Here is a 22,789-nt window from a genome sequence, read left to right on the forward strand (position 1 = left end):
GCCTCGTCAGACGCGGTCGGCGAGGATCGCGGTGCGCCGGTTGCCGATGCGCGTGAGCAGCAGGGTGGCGGACGCTGTCCCGCGGAGCTTCAGGCGGGTGCGCAGCGCCGCGGGGTCGACATCCACCCCGCGCTTCTTGATCTCCAGGCGCCCGATGTCGCGCTCGCGGAGGGCCTTGCCGAGCGCCTTCACCTCCACCGGCAGCACCTCCCGCACGCGGAAGGTCGACACGAACGGCGACGTGAGGGCGGCATCCGACGTGAGGTACGCGATGTGCTCGTCGAGCATGCCGGCCTCGAGGCTGCGCGCGACGTCGCCGATGAGCCGCGCGCGGATGACCGCGCCGTCGGGCTCGTGCACGTAGGCGCCGAGTTCGCGAGCGGGCTCGTCCGCGGCATCCGACTCCGCAGTCAGCTCGTGCGCCCTGTCATCGCGGATGACGAGGGCGGCTCGGCCCACGCCCTCCCGCGCGAGCGCGCCGGACCACAGCACGAGCTCGACGGTGGAGCCGTCGGCGCTCACCCACTGCGCCTCGACGTCGTCGGGGATGACGTCGCGGTCGAGCCCGGGTCCGAGCTTGACACCTGCCGGCAGCCGGCGTGCGAGGTCGAAGACCCATTCCAGGGGCGGCGACCAGTCCTCCGGCCGGGTGCGGGCCGTCTCCGTGTGCCCGGCCGTGCGCCGCGCGGGGTCGAGCCAGACGGCGTCGATGCCGTCGAGGTCGGTGGTCTCGGCCGTGCCGAGGCGCACGTCGACGTCGCCGCCGAACGGGGCGAGGTTGTACGCGGCGATCCCGGCGGTGACCTCGTCGGCGTCGACGGCGGTGACGCGCAGCCCGAGCCCAGCGAGGCCGAGGGCATCGCCGCCGATGCCGCAGCCGAGATCGGCGATGTGCGTGAAGCCGGCGTCCCGGAAGCGCGCCGCGTGGCGCGCGGCGATGGGCAGGCGGGTGGCCTGCTCGAGCCCTGCCCGCGTGAACAGCATCCGCTCGGCCAGTTCGCCGAATTTCTGCCGTGCCCGCGTGCGCAGGCGTGCCTGCCCGACGACCGCCGACACAAGGTCGGGGGAGTGACCGTCGCGACGCAGCCGCGTCACCGCCCGCGCAACGTCGTCGGACGAGTCGACCGGCGGCATGGCGTCGAGCAGCCGGAGTCCCTCGGGCGTCAGGAGCGCCTCGAATTCGGAGAGTTCCACCCGCCGAGCCTACGGGGGGACCACGGGGTGCATCCCCGAAACCCCCACCGGATCCCCCTCCGCGCGGGGGGGAAGTGCGGGGAACCTCCGGATGTGGCCGCGACCGCTCGGGCCGAGACTCTTCATACACCGCCAACCTGGCTCAGCGAGAAAAGGATCAATCATGGCTGACGACAACACCAACGTGCTGGGTGTTCAGACGAACATCGAAGACGTCCTCTCCAACAACGAGGTCGGCAACACCGACGTCGAGGTCGAGGACAACGTTGTCGGCAACGACGGGAACGTGGTCGGCAACGACACGGACGTCGATGTCGAGGACAACAACGTCAACAGCGCGGTCGGCAACGACGACAACAACGTGAACAGCGCCGTCGGCAACGACATCGCTTCCGACAACGAGATCGGCAACACCGACGTCGACGTCGAGGACTCGGGGAACGGCAACTTCTCCGACAACGTGGGTGGCGACGCCACCGACATCGACGACTCGGGCAACGGCAACTTCTCGGGCAACACCGACAACTCGACGGAGAACGACCTCGAGGTCGACATCGAGGACTCGGGCAACGAGGACTCGTACAACGACACCGACGTCGACATCGAGGACTCGGGCAACGAGACCGACGTCGACATCGAGGACTCGGGCAACGAGGACTCGTACAACGAGACCGACGTCGACATCGAAGACGTCGGCAACGAGGACTCGTACAACGAGACGGACATCGACGTCGACATCACGGACTCCTTCAACGAGACCACGCTGAACGACGACTCCGTCACCGTCGGTGTGCGCCAGTACAACACCGGCGTCGGCGGCGACCTGAACATCGGCGGTGTCCTGGGCGGCGGCGCTGCGGCCGCGGCTGCGGGTGCGGGTGCGCTCCACCTCGAGCTCGACAACCGTGCGACGGTGGTCGACCAGTCGGTCAGCCAGTCCATCGTGGCGGGCGACGACGTCAACCAGGGGTTCGGCCAGGAGGCCGTCGTCAACTCGGGTGACGCCGGTGCCGCTGCGGGCGACGACGCAACCGTCGACAACTCGTGGACCAACACCGAGGTCGGCGACGTCTCGATCGGCAACACCTGGATCGAGACGCACATCACCGACTCGTTCCAGGACAACTCGACCAACGAGTGGAACGAGTTCGAGGTCGAGATCGACGACTCGTTCAACGACTACTCCGACCACACCAACGTCGAGGTCGAGATCGAGGACGCCTTCAACGAGGAGTTCAACACCGAGGTCGAGAACGACTTCGAGTGGGAGAACAGCGGCAACTACTTCAGCCCTGGTGGGGACGTCGCAGGCGACAACCTCATCGATCTCTGATCCCTCTCAAACCCTTGCCCGGTCGCCTCTCTCGAGGCGGCCGGGCAAGACCAATTTGCGATGCGGATCGATCGTCCGGTCCGCGGCCCCAGCTCCGCTTCGATGTCGTAGCGTGGTGCCGGGGAGATGCGTCGAGGGGGACACAGGTGTCTGAAGCTGCAGCCGTCAAGAAGCCGAGCCAGGCGGATGCCGAGCCGGTGGTGCCGTCCGCGGTGGAACGCTCGACGAGCAAGACGCTCGTCACGATCGTCGACAATGTCGGTCGATTCGCGTCATCGACGGGGCGCTCCGACCTGGCGCGGCGTCTGGAGCAGACCCACGAACGACTCCAGGACCCCAACGTGCGGGTCATCGTCGTCGGGGAATTCAAGCAGGGCAAGAGCAAGCTCATCAACGCCCTCGTGAACGCCCCCGTATGCCCCGTCGATGATGACGTGGCCACGAGCGTCCCGACCTCCGTCGGCTATGCCGCAACCCCCGACGCATGGGTGACCCTCCAGTCCGCGGACGAGTCGGCGGCGCCGGTGCGTCAGCAGATCCCACTGGAAGACATCGCGCAGTTCGTGTCGGAGCGTGGCAATCCCGCCAATGAGCGCAGAGTCGTCGGCGCCGAGGTCGTGCTCCCCCGCGAGCTGCTCAAGGGCGGACTGAGACTGGTGGACTCACCCGGTGTGGGTGGCCTCGACTCGACGAACGCTCTCGCCACTCTGGCGGCGCTGTCATCTGCGCACGCCGTCCTGCTCGTGTCCGATGCCTCGCAGGAGTACACCGAGCCGGAGGTGCAGTTCCTCAAGCACGCCATGCGCGTGTCGCCGAACGTGGCCGCAGTGCTCGCCAAGACCGACATGTACCCCCAGTGGCGCGACATCGAGCGCATCGATCGCGCCCATCTCGGCGACATCGGGGATGTCCCGATCTTCGCGGTCTCCAGCGATCTGCGCCTCGTCGCCGCCGAGGAGCAGGACCGCGAGCTCAACAGCGAGTCCGGGTTCCCCGCGCTCGTGGCGCACCTCCGGCAGGATGTGCTCGGCCGCGCGGAGATCATCCACGCCCGCAGCGCCGTGCACGACCTGGTGTCGGTGGTCGAACAGCTGAAGATGTCGCTGACCTCCGAACTCGAGGCGATCCTCCACCCGGAGGACACCCCGAGGCTCATCGCGCAGCTCGAGGATGCGAAAGCGCGCGCCGACGAGTTCCGCGGTCGCTCTTCCAAGTGGCAGATCACGCTGAACGACGGCGTCGCGGACCTCATCTCCGACATGGAGCACGACCTTCGCGACAGACTCCGCAAGGTGCAGCGCGAGGCAGAGGATGCGATCGACGAGGGCGACCCCGGCCCCATCTGGGACCAGATCACCGAATGGCTCGATCAGCGGGTGTCGGCGGCTGTCTCGGAGACGTTCGTGTGGACCGACGAGCGGTCACGGTGGCTGTCGGAAGAGGTCGCTGAGCTGTTCAGCGAAGGTGAGGCCGGCCTCCCGATCATCGACGTGGGCGACACCGAGGGCGTGTTGGACCCGGTCGAGGGTCTGTCCGACCTCGGCCATCGTCAGATGGGCGCGGCCGAGAAGATCTTCATCGGCGTCCGCGGCTCCTATGGCGGCGTGCTCATGGTGGGCCTCGCGACCGGCCTCATCGGCTTGACCCTCATCAATCCGCTCTCGCTCCTCGCCGGCGTGCTCGTCGGCCGCCGGGCGTATCGCGAAGACATGAGCTCGCGGTTGTCCCGCCGACGGTTCGAGGCGAAGTCACTCGTCCGCAAGTACCTCGACGAGGTGCAGTTCCAGGTGGGCAAGCAGCTGAAAGACCGCCTGCGCCTGGTCCAGCGGGCGGCGCGCGACCACTTCGGCAGCATGGCCGATGAGATCCACCGCTCGTTGTCCGATGCGGTGCTGGCCGCCAAGCAGGCGGCCGGCGCCTATGCCGGCGAGAGCGAGAAGCGTGTGAAGGAACTGAACGCCCAGGTGCAGCAGCTCGAGGCACTCAGGGCCAGGATCCCCGCGCTGCCCCCGGCGCGGGCCGTGGAGGCGGCGAAGCGGTGAGGACCACCACCCAAGACGATACGGCCGCTCTGATCCGCGCCGCGTCGGAGCTCTATATCGACGACCCCGCTGCGATGGACGTGCTGTCCGACCTGGATCGGCGGCTCCGGGAGCCGCTGCGTCTGGCCATCGCGGGAATGGTGAAGGCCGGGAAGTCCACACTCCTGAACGCGATGCTGGGCGAGCGCCTCGCGCCGACGGACGCCGGAGAGTGCACCCGGGTGGTCACGTGGTACCGGTACTCGGCGACACCCACCATCACGCTCCACCCCTACGACGGTCCGCCGCGGCGCATGCCGATCCATCGTGAGGAGGGACGCCTCGTCCTCGAGCTCGGCGACATCTCACCGGAGGAGACCGCGTGGATCGATGTGGGGTGGCCGTCGACCGGGTTGCGCGACCTCATCCTCATCGATACGCCCGGCATCGCATCGCTCTCGAAGGACGTCTCGGCGCGCTCCACGGAATTCCTCGTTCCCGAGACCGAGCCGTCGTCGGCCGACGCGATCGTGTACCTCATGCGCCATATGCACGCGTCCGACCTCAAGTTCCTGGAGTCTTTCCGCGACACCGCAGCAGGAGCTTCACAGACCGTCAACGCCGTGGCCGTGCTGTCCCGAGCCGACGAGATCGGCGCCGGCCGCATCGACTCCCTGCTGTCGGCCGGTAAGGTCGCACGGCGCTACGAGAGGGACGGCGAGCTGGCGGCGCTGTCGCTCGGGGTGGTCCCGGTCGCCGGACTGCTCGCCGAGAGCGCACGGACGATGCGCGAGGACGAGTTCAGTTCCTTCCAAGAGCTCGCCTCCCTCGACCGCAAGGCACGAGAGGCCCTCATGATCTCTGCCGATCGGTTCGTGCGACCAGCCGATTCCACGTCGCTGAGCGAAGACGTTCGCCGTCGACTCCTGAGCCGCTTCGGCATCTTCGGCGTGCGTCTCGCGAGCGCGCTGATCCGTACCGGCGCCACGGACTCCACACAGCTGTCGGAGCAGCTCGTGCAGCAGAGCGGGCTGAACGAGCTCCAGCAGTTCATCCGCCTGCAGTTCCGTACGCGAGCGGCGGCGCTCAAGGTACGAGGCGTGCTCGACGCTCTCCAGACCCTGCTGCGCGACAGCCCGCGGCCCGGCACCGAGACGATCGTCGGGGGAGTAGAGCGGATCTACGCCTCCGCGCACACACTGCGCGAGCTGTCGCTCCTGGCCCGAGCGCGATCGTCCGATCTGCCGTTGAGCCGGTCCGACGCCACGGAAGCGGAGCGGATCATCGGCGGGGAGGGTCCGTCCGCATCGGCCCGCCTCGGGCTGCCGGATTCGGCGACGCAGTCGGAGCTGCGCGAGAAGGTCGAGGAGCTGCTGGCGCGCTGGCGACGGCTCAGCGCGTCTCCGATCGCGGAGCGGGCGACGGTGGAGGTGGCCCGTCAGGTGATCCGGAGCCTCGAAGAGGTGGCGTCAGAAGTCGCCCTCTCCACTCCCGGCCCGACGGACGTCGTACTTGCGGGCGGTCCACTGCAGAGCGCCGCGGAACGAGCTGAAGAGGAGAGCCAGGAGGGCTAGCGACCACTGTGCGAAGAGCACCTGGCGAAGGACGGGGCCGTGCTCACCGGTGGCGAAGAATTCGGACGACAACAGGAAGAGCCCGATCTGGCCCACGACCGTCGCGAGCTGCCACCACCGGGCGTTCGGCTTGCGATTCGAGAACGACACCAGCAGCACGATCTGGATCAGCAGCAGGGTGACCGCCACGGCGAAGACGGACCAGAAGACGATGTCGGCGGCCGCCGTATAGGTCTCCTCGCTGCGCCCCTCCGCGACGCCTTTCACGACCTCCGTGATGAGCGGCACCTGGTCTTCGCGGATCACGAAGAGGTAGACGACTGCGACGCCGCCGGCGAGAAGGCTCAGCACCCACAGGAACTGACTGAGGCGCACCGTGAACGGCGGAGGAAGCTTCGTCAAGACGGGAGGGGCGTTCGGGCTCGCCGTCGGCGGACGTTCCGGCGCTTCACGTCCCTGTCGCGGCGGAGGTGGCGGCGGAGTCCGGTCGCGCGACGGGCTCGGCGCCGGATCCGGCACCTCGGAGGCGGGCACCTTCGCCACAGGCACACGACCGATCGCCGTGCCGGTGGCCGCCGGCGGCGGATCTCCGAAGCTCGGCGGTTGCGGCTTCGGGCGTGCGCTCGCGCGCCTTGGGTGTGCCAAGGCGCGCGAGCGGTCGTCGTCTTCCGGATCGGACACGTCGGGCCTCAGAACTCCTCCTCGGACTCCGGCTCGATGTAGGTCTCGTCGATGGAGATGGCCGTCGCGTCCTCGGACTCGTAATTGCCCTCGTTCGACACGTCGACGTCGGTCGCCGTCTCCGTCGTGGTGGTGTCGTTGAACGAGTCCTCCACCTCGACGTCGACCGCCACGTCGGTCGAGTTGTCGTTCACGGAGTCTTCGACGCCGACCTCGATGTCTGTCTCGGTGTTGGTCGAACCGTCGTTGAACGAGCCGTCGATGTTCGTCGTCGTGTCCTCGTTGCCGATGTTCACGTCGCCGACGGTCGTCGTGTCGTTCGAGTTGTCCACGCTGGCGTCCTCGCCGGCGGCGGCGCCGTTGTCACCGCTGTTGACCACAGCCTCCTGGTCGAAGATCTGGTTGACGTCGCCGTCCGCCCAGATGTTCTGGTTGACCGACTGGTCGACGATGGTCGCCCGGTTGTCGATCGAGAACGACTGGGTGATGTTCGTGATCTCCTTCTCGACGGTCGTCGGCTTCGGAGGTCCGGGAGGAGCCGGGGGTCCCGCCGGCTTCGGATATACGTCGGGACGGTCCACGATGACCGGCGCGACGGCCCGGACGTCGTCGACGCAGGCATCACTGAGCCCGTTGCGGGCCAGCGTGCCCTGCGGGTCCTCCTCGAACTCCGCGGCTGCCGCGGGGTCATTGAGCAGACTGAGGATGAACTCGATCAGTGCGTCGGCGATTGTTGCGAGCGGTGTTGTCATGTCTCGGCTCCTGTCACTTCGAGGCTCATTCTCGAGAGTAGGTGGTGGGTGTATTCGGTGAATCGGGGGTTTCCCCGATGCCGGCGGGGGGCGGCACGGGGATCTGCGCGTACGGGCGAGGACATCAGCTGTCCCCGTCCGAGGTAGGGCCGGTCGGGCTCAGCGCGACACGCAGCTTGGCGATCAGATCCGAGCGCGACGTCGCTCCGAGTCGGCGCCGGATGCTCGCGATGTGATGCTCGGCCGTGCGGGGTGAGATGAAGATCGTCTCGCCGATCTCGGCGTACGTCTTGCCCTGCACGACCAGGCGCGCGACATCCGTCTCGCGCTCACTGAGTCCGGCGGCTGCGCTCGCGCGCGACGCCGGGGAATTCTCCACCGACGCGTCGGTCGCGCGGGTCTCCTGCGGGTGCAGTTCGCGCGCGCACGCGAGCAGGCGGGCGGAGACCTTCCGGTCGTCCGAGCGGTTGGCGCCGTGTCGCGCGAGACGTGCAGCGTCCCACCTCAGCCCGATGGCGCCGAGCCCCTGCGCAGACGCTTCGACGGCGTCGGCATCCACGGTCCCCGCGAGCACCGACGTCCACAGACGTCCGGCAGCGGCCATCGTCGCCGCGACACGGCTGCCGGGCGCGGCGTCGACGAGTGCGTGCGCGTGCGGGCCGAGATAGTCGGGGTGGTCCAGCAGGATCCCGCGCTGGATGCCGGCCCACCTCAGGTGCGCGGCCCAGACCGGCGGCGAACCCAGCGACTCCACGATGCGCAGGGCATGTGCGAACAGGGGCTGGGTCGCCGACTCGTCGCCGACGCGTGCACCGGCGGTCACGAGTTCCGCGACCGGAAGCAGGGTGTAGAGATCGACGTCGGCGTCCAGCAGGCTGTCGCGCCCGGACTCCCATGCCGCGGCGAGGCCCGCGGAGTCCTCGTACCGCCGCGCGAGACCGACGCGGATGGCCTGCGCCAGCAGGTCGTCCCGCGGCACGGGCGTCGGTGCGAGGGCGAGGGCGGCGTCGAGGTCCTCGCGCGCTTTCCCGCCCTGGGCAAGACCGAGCGCGATCCACGCGCGCCACAGCAACAGCCGAGAGAGCATCCACGGTGTTCCCGTGTGACCATCGATGGCCGCGTCGATGACCGATCGCGCCGTCGAAAGATCGCCGGAGCTGATCGCGGCGACCACGGCGATCACGGCGGGAAGCTCCGGGAGCGGCGCCGAGGACCGGGAGGCGGTGTACAGGTGAGATCCGCGAACGAGGTCGGCGAGGGCGGCGTCGGCCCGGTCTGCCTGCAGCGATGCACGCAGACCTCGATGGACGAGCTTCATCGCGACGGTCAGGGTCGAGGGCGCCGCGAGCGCGGCCGATGTCGTGTGGTCGTCGTCATCCTGCGTCCGAGGGTCCCCGACGCCGATCCGGGCGATGTACTCACGAGCGGATGCCTCGGCCGAAGCGGGAGGGAGCGCGTCGTAGACGGTGCACCCGGTCTGAAGCATCCCCCGCATCGACCAGGTCGCCGCGGCGACGTCGGCGAGCCGGGCGTCCACCCCGGCGTCTCGCTCGCCGCAGGCCATGGCCTCGTCGATCAGATGCGCCGCACCGTCGACGTCTCCGGTCGCCCAGGCCACCTGCGCCCGCTTCGCATGCAGGTCGGCGGACGATGCGCCCGCCTCGGCGGCGGCGCGGTAGAAGCTGCCGGCGCGTACCGGATCCGCGTCGATCAACTGGTCTCCGCGCCCGATGAGCGCAGCCCCCAGACGAGGGTCGGACACGTCCGACAGCCAGTCGGTTCCCTGCTGGCCGGCGGGGCCCACGCCCCCGGGATGGGTTGTCAGGAGTTCGACGAGCCGGCGCGTGGGAAGACTTGCGCGGACGGCGGCGCGGACGACGGGCACCGGTCGCCCGTTGCGCAGGAGCAGGCCGTCGGCATATGCCTGGACGACGACCCCGTCCGGGTCGCCCCGCCCCTCGGATGCGAGAGCATTGTCCTCGGCCGCCGCCACGCTGGCCGCTTCGACCGCCCGTCTGACGTCGGTGTCCACCACCCCGAGTCGGTGTGCGACGCTCTGCTCGAGCATGCGTCCGAGCGCTGAGTGGTCGATGTCGTCCGCGCAGTCCCGCTCGTCGTGTGCAGACAGGGCCGCCGACACGAGCCATGAGACGCCGCCCGTGATCTCGAGGATGTGATCCAGGCACGGCGCCGGGATGTCGCGACCGGTTCCCGCGAGGTAATCCAGGACGTCAGAGCGCGTCACGTGTCCGAGGACGACCGCGGGGCGGCTGCGCTCCAGATGTCGTGCGATGCTCGCCAGTTCGTGCGAGCTCGACCAGGGCCTGCTCGTCACGACGAGCGCGGCATCCGGATCCGCGGACCGCACGACGAGGCCCTCGATCTGCGCCGGCGGCAGCAGATGCAGGTCGTCGACGAGCAGCACGCTGGCGGCGGGAACACTCGTCACGTCGGTGTCGGGGCCGAGCAGGTGGAGCGGCACACGGCTGCGGGTGAGGAATCGCTGCGCGCCGCGCAGGATCGTCGACTTGCCCGATCCGGCGTTGCCCGAGATGAGCATGCGAGGCGGCGTCTCGCGCGTGGTGAGCGCGTCGATGAGAGGATGCGCGTGTCGCGATCCTGTGAAGTCGGCGGCGTCGAAGAACGCTGCCGATGCGGCAGTCGGCGTTGACATGGGATTCCCCAGGCGATCCCGGCGTCAGGGGACGATCTCGGGAGCGGGTGAGGTCTCAGGGGCCGGCTGCAGATCAGCGGGGACCGGCTCCGGCGCGGGGTCGGCCGGGGGAGTCGTGGTCTCCGGCTCGGGCTCGGGTTGCGGCTCCGGCTCCTGCTCCGGCTCGGGCTCCGGCTGGGTGGTCGGTTCCGGTTCCGGCTCCGGCTCCGGCTGCGTCGTCGGCTCGGGCTCCGGCTGCGTGGTCGGGTCGGGTTGCGGCTGCGTCGTCTGCCCCGGCGTGTCGTCGCCGCTCGACGTGGGCGTGGTGCCCGACGATCCGGCGGCCGGCTGCGTAGACGTGCCTTCCTTCGTCGTGGCCGTCGTGGTGGTCGTGGTGGTCCGGTCCGGCCCAGCCTTCGAGGTCGGAGCGTCGCTCCGCGACTTCGGCTTCCCGGCCTTCGGGTTCACCGTGCCACCGGACCCCGTGTCCGCCTCCGGCGCAGTCGCCGTCTCGGGTGGGTTCGCGTCAGCGGCCGGCTCCACCTGAGCGGCGGCCTCGGCCTCGACCTCGGCGGGTGCGGGAGCGGCCGGGTCCCAGCCCGACAGTGAGAGGAACGTGCCGCTCCCGTTGCCGAGCGTCATCGTGCTGCCGAAGACGATCGCCGCGGCGACGAGAGCGGCCGCCGCCGAGATGGCGATGTAGTGGCGCGCGCCGTGGGCCGACGATGCGGCGACTGGTGCGACCGGTGCAGCGAGCCCCGCGGCGGCGGGGACGGCGAGCTCCAGCCCGCCGGCCGAGACGCCTTCATAGACGACGAGCTCTCCCGGAGCGGCGATCTCGCGATCCATCGCGCGGATGAGAGCCGTGTAGGCCGCGCCGAGCGCGATGGACGCCTTCGGATCCGCGTCGATCGCGGTCGGGCGGTCCAGGCGTTCGGAGATCCGCTGCGTGACCAGTGGGATCCGCGACGATCCGCCGATGAGCAGCACGGACTCGAGCTGCTCGGGCTCGACGTCGGCCGCTTCGAGGGCATCCTCGAGCACGTCGACCGTCTGCGTGACGTACGGATCGATCATGTCCTCGAACTCGGCGCGCGTCAGTCGCACGCTCGAGCGGCCGGCCGGCAGCAGGACCGGGACGACGACATCGGAGTCGAACGACAACGCCTCCTTGGCGTCGACGCATTCGCGACGAAGCTGCGACAGTGCGACCCGCGCGTCGGCGGACGAGTCGTCCAGCGCCTCAGGGGACACCTCCGCAGAGCGCAGCACGTGGCGCACCACGGCGTCGTCGAAGTCGGCTCCGCCCAGATTGTCGAGCCCCATCGGCTCTCCCAGGAGCTCGAACGAGGTCTCGGTCTTGCGCAGCAACACGCAGTCGAACGTGCCGCCGCCCAGATCGTAGACGGCGAGCGTCTCTCCCGGCTCGAGCACCCGTGACGCCTCGTAGTGCCGCGCCGCGGCTTCGGGCTCGGTGATGAACTCCACGTCGCGGATGCCGAGGGCTGCGAGCGCCGAGCTGATCGTTCCTACACGGTGCGGCCCCCACATCGCGGGGTGCGTGATGATGACACCTGCCGGCTCGCCACCCTCGCGTTCGGTCACGGCGTCGATGACGCCCGCCACCGTTCTCGCGTACAGCTGCTCGGCAGGGATCGACTGATCGCCCACGACCAGCGGCACGTCGTCGCCGATGCTCCGCTTGAACTCGCGGATCAGTCGCTCGGGCGCGCCGACGCCGCGGCGTTCCGCAGCATCCCCGAAGAGAAGATCACCGTCCTCAGCGACGAAGACCACCGTTGCGACGCTGTCACCACGACGCCCGAGTGGAAACGCCGCAGACGTGATGCTGCCGTCCGAACCGACGCGCGCTGTCGCCGCCCCAAGCCGGCTGGTCCCGAGATCCACAGCCAGGAAATACCGCTCACCCATGTTGAAGCATGCCCCCACATCGTGTGCGAGCTCCCCCGAACTCGCAGCGATCACTCTCCCCAAGAGAGTGAGCCGCTGCGCCGATGATACGCCGCGACCGCACAAAGCCTCAAGGGTATGTAACAGTCGTGTTTCGGCCAGGTGTGCGCCGTGCTGAGTGTGACGCTGCGATTGGCACTCACGTTGCATGAGTGCCAGACGGTTGCCTAGACTGTCATCAGCACTCTCAACGTCAGAGTGCTAACGAGTCTTAGTCTCAAGAAAGAAGAGGTAGACCGTGTCGGTTTCCATCAAGCCGCTCGAGGACCGCATCGTCATCAAGCAGGTCGAGGCCGAGCAGACCACGTCCAGCGGTCTGGTCATCCCCGACACCGCCAAGGAGAAGCCCCAGGAGGGCGAGGTCGTGGCGGTGGGCCCTGGTCGTATCGATGACAACGGCAACCGCATCCCGCTCGACGTCGCCGTCGGCGACCGCGTGATCTACAGCAAGTACGGCGGAACCGAGGTGAAGTTCGGCGGTGACGAGCTCCTCGTCCTGTCGGCTCGCGACGTCCTGGCGGTCGTCGTTCGCTGAGTTCCGCGCACTGCGCGTACCGAGAGGGTCGGATGCTTCGGCATCCGGCCCTCTCGTCATGTGCGGGGACTTCGGCCTGGCTCCGCGTGGCAGGAATCCGGCCACGGACGGCAGAGAACGGATGCCACGGGCACGGCGCAGCGGGCCGGCACCGCGCAGGGCGGGCGTAGGCTGACTCGGTGAGTCGCGAGCAGTCCTCCCCGTCGGAACGCGGCGCCGTGGACGGGCTCGACCCCTCGACCGCACTCGACCTCGGTGTGACGACGGGCAGCCGTCGGGTCGCGGATGCCGCCGCCGCGGCGCGCGAGCGCACGCTCGGAGGCGTATACGCGTTCAGCGCGTACCTGCTCTGGGGCTTCCTGCCGCTCTACTTCCTGCTGCTGGCGCCGACCGGCCCGTGGGAGATCGTGGCGTGGCGCATCCTGCTGTCGCTCGCGTTCTGCGCGCTGCTGCTCACGGTGACGCGGACGTGGCCCCGGCTGGCGGCGATCCTCCGGCAGCCCCGCGTGCTGGGGCTCACCGTGATCGCCGGCTTGCTCATCTACGTCAACTGGCAGGTCTTCATCTACGGCGCCCTGAGCGACCAGGTCATCGAGACCAGCCTCGGCTACTTCATCAATCCGATCGCGACGGTGCTGCTCGCCGTTCTCGTTCTGCACGAGCGCCTGCGCCCGACGCAGTGGGTCGCCATCGGCATCGCCGCAGCGGCGGTGGCCGTGATCGTCGTCGGCTACGGCGCATTCCCGTGGATCGCCCTCACCCTCGCGGCGTCGTTCGGCGTCTACGGCCTGGTGAAGAAGAAGGTCGGTCCGTCGGTCGACGCCGTGAGCGGGCTCACCCTCGAGACGCTGTGGCTGACGCCGATCGCGGTCGTCGTACTGGCGATCGTGGGAGCGACGGAGGGCCTCACGATGGGGTCGAGCGGATGGCAGCACACCGTGCTGCTGAGCCTGACCGGCGTCATCACCGCCGTGCCGCTGCTGCTCTTCGCCTCGGGGGCCCGCCGCGTGTCGCTCACCACGATCGGGCTGCTGCAGTTCGTGGCGCCGATCCTGCAGTTCCTGATCGGCTGGCTCGTGCTCGGCGAGCCGATGCCCCTCGAGCGCTGGGTCGGCTTCGCGCTCGTGTGGGTGGCGCTGATGGTGCTCACCGTCGACTCGGTGCTGCACGCACGGCGCTCGCGCGCCGGCGCCTGAGGTCAGCGCACCAGTCGGGCGATGGCCTGCGTCGCCTCGGTGATCTTCGCGTCAGCGGCCTCGCCGCCCAGGCGTGCCGCATCCACCACGCAGTGGCGCAGGTGGTCGTCGAGCAGGCCGACCGCGACGGCTTCGAGCGCGGAGGTCAGCGCGCTGATCTGCGTCAGGATGTCGATGCAGTACTTCTCGTCCTCCACCATCTTGTGGATGCCGCGAGCCTGGCCCTCGATGCGCTTCATGCGATTGAGGTACTTGTCCTTGTCGGTGATGTAGCCGTGGTGCGAGGCGTCGCCCTCCGGCGAAGCCGCGTGGTCGAGGGCCGTCTCACTGTGTGTGTCGAGCGTCATGTCTGTGAGTCCTTCGTCGTGAACAGCGTTCTCTATGTATGTGGGCGGGAGCCGGGGGGTCGTCGCAACCCGGCTAGGAGGCCGGGATCGCCTCCGCTGCAGCCGGCGCCTTCGTCCGCGAGGGGTCGGGACGGCCGCCGGAGTGGCTGCGGAACCGCCGAAGCCGCAGGCTGTTGCCCACCACGAACACGCTCGAGAATGCCATGGCCGCTCCCGCGATCATAGGGTTCAGCAGGCCGAGGGCCGCGAGCGGCAGAGCCGCCACGTTGTAGGCGAACGCCCAGAACAGGTTGACCTTGATCGTGCCGAGCGTCGCCCGCGACAGACGGATCGCGTCGGCCGCGCTGCGCAGGTCGCCACGCACCAGCGTGATGTCGGATGCCTCGATGGCGGCATCCGTCCCCGTTCCCATCGCGAGGCCCAGGTCGGCCTGCGCGAGAGCGGCGGCGTCGTTCACGCCGTCGCCGACCATGGCGACGACGCGCCCCTCGGACTGCAGCTCCGAGATGACGGCGACCTTGTCCTCTGGCAGCACCTCGGCGATCACCCGTTCGATGCCCACCTCGTCGGCGATCGCGCGTGCCGCGGCGGCGTTGTCGCCGGTGAGCAGCACCGGCGTGAGCCCGAGCGCCCGCAGCTGGGCCACCGCCTCGGCGCTGGTGGGCTTCACCTGGTCGGCGACGATGAAGAGCCCTCGCACCTCGCCGTCCCACGCGGCCAGCACCGCGGTGCGCCCCCGCGCTTCGGCCGACGCCTTCGCGGCGGCGAGCTTCGCAGGGACCGCCAGCGCCCAGTCGGAGAGCAGCGACTCGCGCCCGACGATCACGGCGTGCCCCTCGACGATGCCCGATACGCCCTTGCCCGGAACATTCTGGAACGACTCGGCCGAGGGGAGCGGTCCGGTCTCGTCGTCGGCGCCGCGTGCGATCGCCTGCGCGATGGGGTGCTCGGAGGCGTGCTCGAGGGCTCCCGCGAGACGCAGCAGCTCGGCACGGGCGCCGGCTGCGGCAGCCGCCGTCACGGCGTCGCCGCCGGGGAGCACGACGTCGATGAGGGTCATGCGGCCGGTGGTGACGGTGCCGGTCTTGTCGAGCACCACCGTGTCGATGGTGCGCGTCGACTCGAGTACTTCCGGACCCTTGATCAGGATGCCGAGCTGCGCGCCGCGGCCGGTGCCGACGAGCAGCGCAGTCGGAGTGGCGAGGCCGAGCGCGCAGGGGCACGCGATGATCAGCACCGCGACGGCCGCGGTGAACGCCATCGACGCGGAGGCGCCGGTGAGCAGCCACCCCACGAGCGTGGCCAGGGCGATCAGCAGGACGATGGGCACGAAGATGCCCGAGATCCGGTCCGCGAGCCGCTGCACCTGCGCCTTGCCCGACTGCGCTTCCTCGACGAGTCGTGCCATCTGGGCCAGCTGGGTGTCGTCGCCCACGCGGGTCGCGCGCACCACGAGGTGCCCGCCGACGTTGACGGTTGCGCCGACGACCCCGTCACCCGGGGCGACCTCGACGGGCACGGACTCGCCCGTCACCATCGAGGCATCGACCGCCGACGTGCCCGAGGCCACGACGCCGTCGGTCGCGATCTTCTCGCCGGGCCGCACGACGAACTCGTCGCCGACGAGCAGGTCGGCGATGGGCACACGGACCTCGTCACCCGTCGGCCGCAGCACCGCCACGTCCTTGGCGCCGATCTCCAGGAGCGCGCGCAGCGCGGCGCCGGCGCGGCGCTTGGACCGCTGCTCGAAGTACCGGCCCGCGAGCACGAACGTGGTGACCCCGGCCGCCACTTCGAGGTAGATGTCGCCGGCCCCGTCGCTCGGGGTCACCGACCACTCGAACGCGTGGGTCATGCCGGGCATGCCTGCGTGGCCCAGGAACAGGGCGTAGAGCGACCACAGGAATGCGGCCGAGACGCCCAGTGAGATGAGCGTGTCCATCGTGGCGGCGCCGTGGCGGAGGTTGATCCACGCAGCCCGGTGGAACGGCCAGGCGCCCCACACCACGACCGGCGCGGCGAGAGCCAGCGATGCCCACTGCCAGTACGTGAACTGCAGCGCCGGGATCATCGCGAGCAGGATGACGGGTGTCGTCAGCACGATCGACCCGATGAGCCGATGGCGCAGGCTGGTGAGCTCGGGATCCGCCGCGTCGGTGGCGGCCTCGGCGGCAGGCGGGGCCGGAAGGGCAGCGGTGTAGCCGGTCTTCACGACCTCGTCGATGAGCGCCTGCAGGCCCAGTCCCGCCGGAACGCTCACCGACGCCTTCTCCGTGGCGTAGTTGACGGATGCCTCGACCCCGTCCAGCCGGTTGAGCCGCTTCTCGATCCGCGCGGCGCACGACGCGCACGTCATCCCGCCGATCTCGAGTTCGACCCGGGCGGGAGTCGAGGCCGCGGCCATCAGGCGCGGACCGCGCTGTAGCCGGCCTCGTCGACGGCTGCGATGACGGCGTCGTCGGCCAGTTCCGTCGAGGCGACGATCGTGAGGGTGCCGGACGCGGCGCTCACCCGAACGTCTTCGACGCCCGCGAGCTTGGACACCTCGCCTCGCACGGAGGCCTCGCAGTGCCCGCAACTCATTCCCGTCACCTTGTACTCGGCCTGAACCATGTCTTCTCCTCGCGTCGTAGGGTGGCATACCCCTGAGGGGTACCTCGTGGACCAGTGTATACCGGCGAGGGGTATGCAGGCCCGATCGGATGGGATCTGGCGGACGCCGCCCGGCGAGGCGGACACCGGCCCGATCCGTCCACAGGAGAGGCGCGTGCTGGAGCTGCGGAATTGCGCGCCGATCACGGATTTCAAGCTGTTACAGATCGTTAACGAAAGGCAACATTGCACGAGCCCGACGGCGATTAGGTTTAGTGCACTGGGTCGGCGCCCGAGCCGTTCCCGTTTGCCATCACACAGCAAGGAGCAACATGAGCGTCTTCACCCGCTCGCGCACGTCCACCGTCCTCGGTGGCATCGCGCTCATCGGCGCCAGCGCCCTCGTCCTCGCCGGATGCTCCGGCGGCGGCACCGGCGGTGACGAACCCACTGAGAGTGCGGGGCCCGTCGACGAGCTCAGCCTCAAGGTCGGCACGGCTCTGCCGCAGACCGGCAACCTGGCATTCCTCGGCCCGCCCGAGGAGGCCGGCGTGGCGTACGCCATGTCGCAGATCAACGAGGCGACCGCCGACACCGGGCTCGACCTCGACGTCGTCTTCGGCGACTCGGGCGACACCGACAACAAGGCGTACGAGACCGAGATCCCGCGTCTGCTCGGCGAGGACGTCTCGGCCATCATCGGCGCCGCGTCGTCGAGCACGTCGCTGCAGTTCATCGACCAGGTCACCGGTGCCGGCGTCATCCAGTTCTCGCCGGCGAACACGTCCGACGCGTTCACGACCTACGACGACAACGGTCTGTACTTCCGCACCGCGCCGTCGGACGTCCTCCAGGGCGAGGTGCTCGGCAACCTGATCGCCGAGGACGGCCACCAGACGCTCGGCATGATCGTGCTGAACGACTCCTACGGCACCGGCCTCGCCAAGTACGTCACCGAGGCGTTCGAGGCCGCCGGCGGCGAGGTCGTCGCAGCTCCCACCTACAACACGGGTGACACGAGCTTCGACGCGCAGATCTCCGAGGTCCTCGCGGCCGACCCGGACGCGATCGCCCTGATCACGTTCGAAGAGGTCAAGACGATCCTCCCGAGCCTGTTCGGTCAGTACCCCGCCGAGAACCTCTACTTCGTCGACGGCAACCTGGCCAACTTCGGCGACCAGTTCCCGGCGGGTTCGCTGACGGGTGCGAAGGGCACGTTCCCCGGTCTGTCGCTCGACACGATCACGGACTTCACCGACGCGCTCCAGACCTTCAACACCGATGAGGGCAACGAGCCGCTGACGGAGTTCACCTACGCAGCCGAGTCGTACGACGCGACGATCCTGCTCGCGCTGGCGGCGCTCGCCGCAGGCTCGACCGACGGAACCGCGATGGCCGAGAAGCTCATCGAGGTGTCGGGCGGTTCGGGCGACGGTGAGAAGTGCACCACGTACGCCGAGTGCGCCGAGATCATCGTCGGTGGCGGCACGGCCGACTACGACGGCATCTCGGGCCCGATCACGTTCGACGAGGTCGGCGACCCGACCGAGGCGTCGATCGGCATCTACCAGTTCGGCGACGACAACACCTACGCGGCCTACGAAGGCTGATCGTCTCCTGACGCGAACGGCCCCGGGTCCTCGGACCCGGGGCCGTTCGGCGTTGCGGGCGCTGCGTGGGCGGACGGCGGACGAGCCGCGCGGAGCCGACGGGACGGCACACACATACAGAACGGGGGACGGATGCCGCGGCATCCGTCCCCCGTCGTGAGAGGTGTGGGGAGCTACTTGCCCAGTGTGCCCAGGTACAGCTCGGTGACCTTGGGGTCGTTCAGCAGCTCGCGGCCGGACCCGGTGTACGCGTCGCGACCCTGGTCGAGCACGTAGCCGCGGTCGCAGATCTGCAGGCAGCGCCGTGCGTTCTGCTCGACCATGATGCAGGTGACGCCGGCCTTGTTGATCTCGGAGACGCGGATGAACGCCTCGTCCTGGCGGACGGGGGAGAGGCCGGCCGACGGCTCGTCGAGCAGCAGCACCTTGGGATCCATCATGAGCGCGCGGCTCATCGCCACCATCTGGCGCTCCCCGCCCGAGAGCGATCCCGCGCGCTGCTTGAGGCGCTTGCCGAGCTCGGAGAAGATCCCGGTGACGAACTCCAGTCGCTCCTTGTAGGCGCTCGGGCGCTGGTAGAGCCCCATCTGCAGGTTCTCTTCGATGGTGAGGCTCGGGAACACGTTGTTGTTCTGCGGGATGAAGCCGACGCCGCGTGCGACCAGCTTGTTGGCGCGAAGGCCGGTGATGTCGTCGCCCTCGAGGGTGATCGAGCCGCTGCGCACGTTCACCTGCCCGAAGATCGCCTTCAGCAGCGTCGACTTGCCGGCGCCGTTCGGGCCGATGATGCCGATCAGCTCGCCCTCGTGAGCGACGAGGCTGCAGCCGTTGAGGATGTTCACCCCGGGCAGGTAGCCGGCGTGGACATCGTCGACGACGACGACGGGTGTGCCCGTCGCGATGGGAGCGGTCATCTGCCGTCCTCCTCTTCTTGTACTTCTTCCTCCGCCACGCCCTGGTCGACGAGTGCGGCCGCGTCGGCCGCGGCGGACGCGGAGGCGTCCGTCGTCGGATCGGCCTCGACGACATCGATGCGGCCGGTCACGACGCCCAGATCCAGCTCCTGGTGGGCGCCGAGGTAGGCGTCGATCACCGCGGGGTTGTTCATGACCGTCGTGGGGTCGCCCTCGGCGACGATCTTTCCCTCGGCCATGACGATGACCCAGTCGGCGATGTGGCGCACCATGTGCATGTCGTGCTCGACGAACAGGACGGTCATGCCGAGATCCTTGAGATCGAGGATGTGGTCGAGCAGCGACTGCGTGAGGGCGGGGTTGACGCCTGCCATCGGCTCGTCGAGCATGACGAGCGTCGGCTCGGTCATGAGCGACCGTGCCATCTCGAGCAGCTTGCGCTGTCCGCCCGACAGGCTGGCTGCGAAGTCGTCCGCCTTCGCGTCGAGCTTGAACTTCTCGAGCAGCACCATCGCGCGGTCTTCGAACTCGGCATCCTGCGAGCGCCAGAGGGCGGGGATCAGGCTGCCCCAGAATTTCTCGCCGCGCTGGTTCTTCGCGCCGAGCTTCATGTTCTCCATCACCGTCAACAGGCCCAGGGCCTTGGTGAGCTGGAACGTGCGGACCAGTCCCATGCGGGCCACCTTGTAGGCGGGCACGCCCGACAGCGACTTGCCGTCGAAGGTCCAGGTGCCCTGATCCGGGCGATCGAAGCCGGTGAGCAGGTTGAACAGCGTCGTCTTGCCGGCGCCGTTGGGCCCGATCAGGGCCGTGATCGCGTTGCGCGGGATCTCGAGGTGCGCGACGTCGACCGCGTTCACGCCGCCGAACGATCGGCGCACGTCGTCGGCGATGATGATCGGGTCCACCTTCGGAACGCCGGGGACCGCTTCGCCGACATGGAGCCCGGTGGTCTTCGGCCGGGCGACCGGCGCGGCGCCGGTGACCGGGGCGCTTTCACTTGACAAAGGTCAGCTCCTTCTTGTTGCCCAGGAGTCCCTGAGGCATGAAGATCACGAGCAGCATGAGCGCGACGCCGACGAGGATGAAGCGCAGCGTGCCCGCCTGGATCTGCGACAGACCGAACAGCCAGCCGGCTTCGGCCATCGCCGGCAGGACATTCGAGAGGAATGTCTGGAGCGCCCAGAAGATCAGCGAGCCCAGCAGCGGACCGAACACGGTCGCGGCTCCACCGAGGAGGAGCGCCGTCCAGACGAAGAAGGTCAGCGACGTCACGTAGACGCCCGGGCTGACCGCGGAGGGCAGGGCGTAGACGATCCCGCCCGCGGCCGCGAGGACACCGCCGAGCACGAGGGCCTGCATCTTGTACGAGAAGACGTTCTTGCCGAGCGAGCGCACGGCGTCCTCGTCCTCGCGGATGCCCTTGAGCGTGCGTCCCCACGGGCTGCGCATCAGCATCCACACGACGAGCACCGCGATGCCGATCGTGATGATGCCCATGATGCGCACCCACCACCCGGTCTCGTTGTAGACCCAGGGCCCGAAACCGTACTCGCCCTGCGGGATGGGGTTCGAGGCCCGGAAGCTGGTGTGGTAGCCGCTGAGCCCGTCCGCCGAGCCGGTCACGTCGTCGAACGCCGTCGTGAGGAACATCAGTCGCAGCACCTCGGCCGCGGCGATCGTCACGATCGCGAGGTAGTCGCCGCGAAGGCGAAGGGTCGGGATGCCGAGGATCAGCGCGAAGATCGCGGCCGCCCCGAGCCCGATCAGGGCACCCGCCCACCAGGGAAGGCCGAACGACAGGATCGAGATCGCGTAGCCGTAGGCGCCCATGGCCATGAAGCCCGCGATGCCCATGTTGATCAGGCCGGAGTAACCGAAGTGCACGGCGAGTCCGAGAGCCGCCAGGGCGTAGCCCATCGTCGCCGGGCTGAGGATCGACGAGAGGGTGTTGGAGAGTATCTGCAACCAGTCCATGAGTGTGTCCCTAACCAATCCGCTCGCGTCGGCCCAGGATCCCCTGTGGTCGGAAGAGCAGGATGACGATGAGGATGAACAAAGCGCTGGCGTACTTGAGGTCGGCCGGGATCCACAGGCTCGACACCTCCACCAGGATTCCGACGATCAGCGCACCGACGAGGGCGCCGTAGGCGGTGCCGAGTCCGCCGAGCACGACCGCGGCGAACATGAGCAGCAGGATCTGCGCGCCCATGTCCCACTTGATGCCGGGTCGGTAGTAGGCGTACAGGATGCCGGCGAGGCCGGCCAGCGCACCCGCGACGACCCATACGACGCGCACGACGGCGTCGACGTCGATGCCCGATGCCGCAGCCAGCGAGGCGTTGTCGGAGATCGCACGCGTCGCCTTGCCGGTGCGCGAACGCGTGAGCCACAGCGCGAACGCGACGATCACCACGATCGAGATCGCCAGCGACACCATGTCGATGACGCTCAACTGGACGGAGCCGAACAGCGAGATCTTGGACTCCGACGAGCCCGGGAGCTGGAGCGTGCCACCGCCGATGAACAGCTGGAAGGTGTAGCGCAGCGCGAGCGAGAGGCCGATGCTGACGATCATCAGCTGCACGACGCCGACCCGGCGCCGGCGCAGCGGCCGCCACAGGATGACGTCGAGGAAGAGCCCGAAGAGCGCGCTGAGCACCACCGCGACCGGATAGCCGAGCCACCACGGCAGTGCGAGGCTCGCTGGTCCGACGAGCATGAAGGCGGCGATGGCGCCGAAGGTCACCATCTCGCCGTGGGCGAAGTTCGAGATGCCGGTGGTGCCGAACACCAGCGAGAGGCCGATCGCGGCGAGGGCCAGCATCAGGCCGAAGCTGAGGCCTTGGATGATGCGCTGGACGAGCTGGTCGAAGAAGCTCGTGACGTTGCGCTCGCCTTCGCCGATGAAGAAGTTGACGCTCACGCGCCCGCCCTGCCCCACCTCGACCTCTTTGACGTTCGGGGTGTCGTCTTCGGGGTCGACGACGGCGATGCCCTCGGGGAGGGTGTCTTCGTCGAGCGTCACGACGTAGGTCTCGCCCCGCTCGGGGACGCCCACCCGCCATTGGCCGTTCTCGTCGGTCTCCACCTCTTGGAGGCCGCCGGGGCCGTCGACGGTGAGGGTCACGCCCTCCAGAGGCTCGCCATCGAGCTGTACGTTGCCACTGATCCGATAGGGATCGTCTTCAGCGGCTGAAGCGGGCGTCGCAGTGGCGAACAGTCCCAGTGCCACGAGAAACAGAGCGAAGAGAGCGGCTGCCACACGCGCTCGGACGCGTCTCGGGATAGCAGTCGTAGGACCCACAGAACCTCCAGTTCGGCACCACGCGGACACCGAAGCTCGGGTCGCATCGGCCGTGATGAACGACGCTACGACTGTAATGTGTCGCCGCTGTTTCGCATACGGTGCGATG

Annotated in this window: 18 protein-coding genes; 6 read left to right on the forward strand and 12 right to left on the reverse strand. The window is 68.9% G+C overall.

The features are described from left to right. Window positions 1-6: 6 nt before the first annotated feature. Window positions 7-1,194 (reverse strand): THUMP-like domain-containing protein, encoded by a 1,188-nt coding sequence (locus Q9R08_RS10525; RefSeq protein ID WP_308867959.1) that lies wholly within the window; start codon window positions 1,192-1,194, stop codon window positions 7-9. 163 nt (window positions 1,195-1,357) lie between these two features. Here Q9R08_RS10525 and Q9R08_RS10530 point away from each other — a divergent pair, with 163 nt between their 5' ends. From Q9R08_RS10530 to Q9R08_RS10540, 3 genes are all read left to right on the forward strand, one after another. Continuing rightward, window positions 1,358-2,527: a hypothetical protein gene (locus tag Q9R08_RS10530; protein WP_308867960.1), complete on the forward strand. Its 1,170-nt coding sequence runs from the start codon at window positions 1,358-1,360 to the stop codon at window positions 2,525-2,527. A gap of 146 nt (window positions 2,528-2,673) precedes the next feature. Further along, window positions 2,674-4,569 carry a dynamin family protein gene (locus tag Q9R08_RS10535; protein WP_308867961.1) on the forward strand — a complete coding sequence of 632 codons (1,896 nt, stop codon included), beginning with the start codon at window positions 2,674-2,676 and terminating at the stop codon, window positions 4,567-4,569. Further along, a complete protein-coding gene (locus Q9R08_RS10540) occupies window positions 4,566-6,122 on the forward strand; it encodes a dynamin family protein (RefSeq protein ID WP_308867962.1) in 1,557 nt (518 codons plus the stop codon). Before Q9R08_RS10535 ends, Q9R08_RS10540 begins: the two co-directional genes overlap by 4 nt. Here the strand turns inward: Q9R08_RS10540 and Q9R08_RS10545 are convergent. From Q9R08_RS10545 to Q9R08_RS10560, 4 genes are all read right to left on the reverse strand, one after another. After that, entirely contained in the window at window positions 6,018-6,524 is a 507-nt protein-coding gene (locus Q9R08_RS10545; RefSeq protein ID WP_308867963.1) for a hypothetical protein, read from the reverse strand. The two genes, Q9R08_RS10540 and Q9R08_RS10545, sit on opposite strands and share 105 nt — an antisense overlap. Before the next feature lie 287 nt (window positions 6,525-6,811). Continuing rightward, the gene (locus Q9R08_RS10550) at window positions 6,812-7,555 is read right to left on the reverse strand and encodes an IniB N-terminal domain-containing protein (protein ID WP_308867964.1); all 744 of its coding nucleotides are present in this window, start codon (window positions 7,553-7,555) and stop codon (window positions 6,812-6,814) included. A 124-nt stretch (window positions 7,556-7,679) separates the two neighbouring features. Continuing rightward, window positions 7,680-10,229: a LuxR C-terminal-related transcriptional regulator gene (locus Q9R08_RS10555; protein WP_308867965.1), complete on the reverse strand. Its 2,550-nt coding sequence runs from the start codon at window positions 10,227-10,229 to the stop codon at window positions 7,680-7,682. A 24-nt stretch (window positions 10,230-10,253) separates the two neighbouring features. After that, a complete protein-coding gene (locus tag Q9R08_RS10560; protein ID WP_308867966.1) occupies window positions 10,254-12,005 on the reverse strand; it encodes an Hsp70 family protein in 1,752 nt (583 codons plus the stop codon). Window positions 12,006-12,417: 412 nt separating this feature from the next. Here Q9R08_RS10560 and groES point away from each other — a divergent pair, with 412 nt between their 5' ends. Then, on the forward strand, window positions 12,418-12,714 hold the full coding sequence (gene groES, locus Q9R08_RS10565; protein ID WP_308867967.1) for a co-chaperone GroES: 297 nt from the start codon (window positions 12,418-12,420) through the stop codon (window positions 12,712-12,714). A 257-nt stretch (window positions 12,715-12,971) separates the two neighbouring features. After that, window positions 12,972-13,910, forward strand: a complete 939-nt coding sequence (rarD, locus tag Q9R08_RS10570; RefSeq protein ID WP_308868477.1) for an EamA family transporter RarD — start codon at window positions 12,972-12,974, stop codon at window positions 13,908-13,910. 2 nt (window positions 13,911-13,912) lie between these two features. On the opposite strand, the gene Q9R08_RS10575 is transcribed toward rarD, so the two are convergent. The 3 genes from Q9R08_RS10575 to Q9R08_RS10585 form a co-directional block, all read right to left on the reverse strand. Next, window positions 13,913-14,257, reverse strand: coding sequence for a metal-sensitive transcriptional regulator (locus tag Q9R08_RS10575; protein WP_308867968.1), 345 nt, complete (start codon window positions 14,255-14,257; stop codon window positions 13,913-13,915). Window positions 14,258-14,330: 73 nt separating this feature from the next. Continuing rightward, window positions 14,331-16,661, reverse strand: a complete 2,331-nt coding sequence (locus Q9R08_RS10580; protein ID WP_308867969.1) for a heavy metal translocating P-type ATPase — start codon at window positions 16,659-16,661, stop codon at window positions 14,331-14,333. Beyond that, window positions 16,661-16,870, reverse strand: coding sequence for a heavy-metal-associated domain-containing protein (locus Q9R08_RS10585; protein WP_308867970.1), 210 nt, complete (start codon window positions 16,868-16,870; stop codon window positions 16,661-16,663). The genes Q9R08_RS10580 and Q9R08_RS10585 overlap by 1 nt, the downstream gene beginning before the upstream one ends. A 311-nt stretch (window positions 16,871-17,181) precedes the next feature. Between Q9R08_RS10585 and Q9R08_RS10590 the strand changes: the two genes are divergently transcribed. Further along, complete coding sequence (locus tag Q9R08_RS10590) at window positions 17,182-18,459, forward strand: ABC transporter substrate-binding protein (RefSeq protein ID WP_308867971.1); 1,278 nt, start codon at window positions 17,182-17,184, stop codon at window positions 18,457-18,459. Between the two features lie 173 nt (window positions 18,460-18,632). On the opposite strand, the gene Q9R08_RS10595 is transcribed toward Q9R08_RS10590, so the two are convergent. The 4 genes from Q9R08_RS10595 to Q9R08_RS10610 are packed head-to-tail and all read right to left on the reverse strand — an operon-like array spanning window position 18,633 to window position 22,608. After that, window positions 18,633-19,373: an ABC transporter ATP-binding protein gene (locus tag Q9R08_RS10595; RefSeq protein WP_308867972.1), complete on the reverse strand. Its 741-nt coding sequence runs from the start codon at window positions 19,371-19,373 to the stop codon at window positions 18,633-18,635. Next, window positions 19,370-20,380, reverse strand: a complete 1,011-nt coding sequence (locus tag Q9R08_RS10600; protein WP_308867973.1) for an ABC transporter ATP-binding protein — start codon at window positions 20,378-20,380, stop codon at window positions 19,370-19,372. Before Q9R08_RS10600 ends, Q9R08_RS10595 begins: the two co-directional genes overlap by 4 nt. After that, entirely contained in the window at window positions 20,370-21,350 is a 981-nt protein-coding gene (locus Q9R08_RS10605) for a branched-chain amino acid ABC transporter permease (protein WP_308867974.1), read from the reverse strand. The genes Q9R08_RS10600 and Q9R08_RS10605 overlap by 11 nt, the downstream gene beginning before the upstream one ends. A 10-nt stretch (window positions 21,351-21,360) precedes the next feature. Beyond that, window positions 21,361-22,608, reverse strand: coding sequence for a branched-chain amino acid ABC transporter permease (locus Q9R08_RS10610; protein WP_418001342.1), 1,248 nt, complete (start codon window positions 22,606-22,608; stop codon window positions 21,361-21,363). Window positions 22,609-22,789: the final 181 nt, after the last annotated feature.

This window comes from Microbacterium psychrotolerans (assembly GCF_031085295.1).
GTDB lineage: Bacteria > Actinomycetota > Actinomycetes > Actinomycetales > Microbacteriaceae > Microbacterium > Microbacterium psychrotolerans.

What these genes read in the sequence shown, in the direction of transcription:
- Q9R08_RS10550 (WP_308867964.1), bottom strand. Translation starts at nt 7,555, where the DNA reads ATGACAACACCGCTCGCAACAATCGCCGACGCACTGATCGAGTTCATC.
- Q9R08_RS10585 (WP_308867970.1), bottom strand. Translation starts at nt 16,870, where the DNA reads ATGGTTCAGGCCGAGTACAAGGTGACGGGAATGAGTTGCGGGCACTGC.
- Q9R08_RS10575 (WP_308867968.1), bottom strand. Translation starts at nt 14,257, where the DNA reads ATGACGCTCGACACACACAGTGAGACGGCCCTCGACCACGCGGCTTCG.
- Q9R08_RS10580 (WP_308867969.1), bottom strand. Translation starts at nt 16,661, where the DNA reads ATGGCCGCGGCCTCGACTCCCGCCCGGGTCGAACTCGAGATCGGCGGG.
- Q9R08_RS10590 (WP_308867971.1), top strand. Translation starts at nt 17,182, where the DNA reads ATGAGCGTCTTCACCCGCTCGCGCACGTCCACCGTCCTCGGTGGCATC.
- Q9R08_RS10595 (WP_308867972.1), bottom strand. Translation starts at nt 19,373, where the DNA reads ATGACCGCTCCCATCGCGACGGGCACACCCGTCGTCGTCGTCGACGAT.
- Q9R08_RS10555 (WP_308867965.1), bottom strand. Translation starts at nt 10,229, where the DNA reads ATGTCAACGCCGACTGCCGCATCGGCAGCGTTCTTCGACGCCGCCGAC.
- Q9R08_RS10605 (WP_308867974.1), bottom strand. Translation starts at nt 21,350, where the DNA reads ATGGACTGGTTGCAGATACTCTCCAACACCCTCTCGTCGATCCTCAGC.
- Q9R08_RS10530 (WP_308867960.1), top strand. Translation starts at nt 1,358, where the DNA reads ATGGCTGACGACAACACCAACGTGCTGGGTGTTCAGACGAACATCGAA.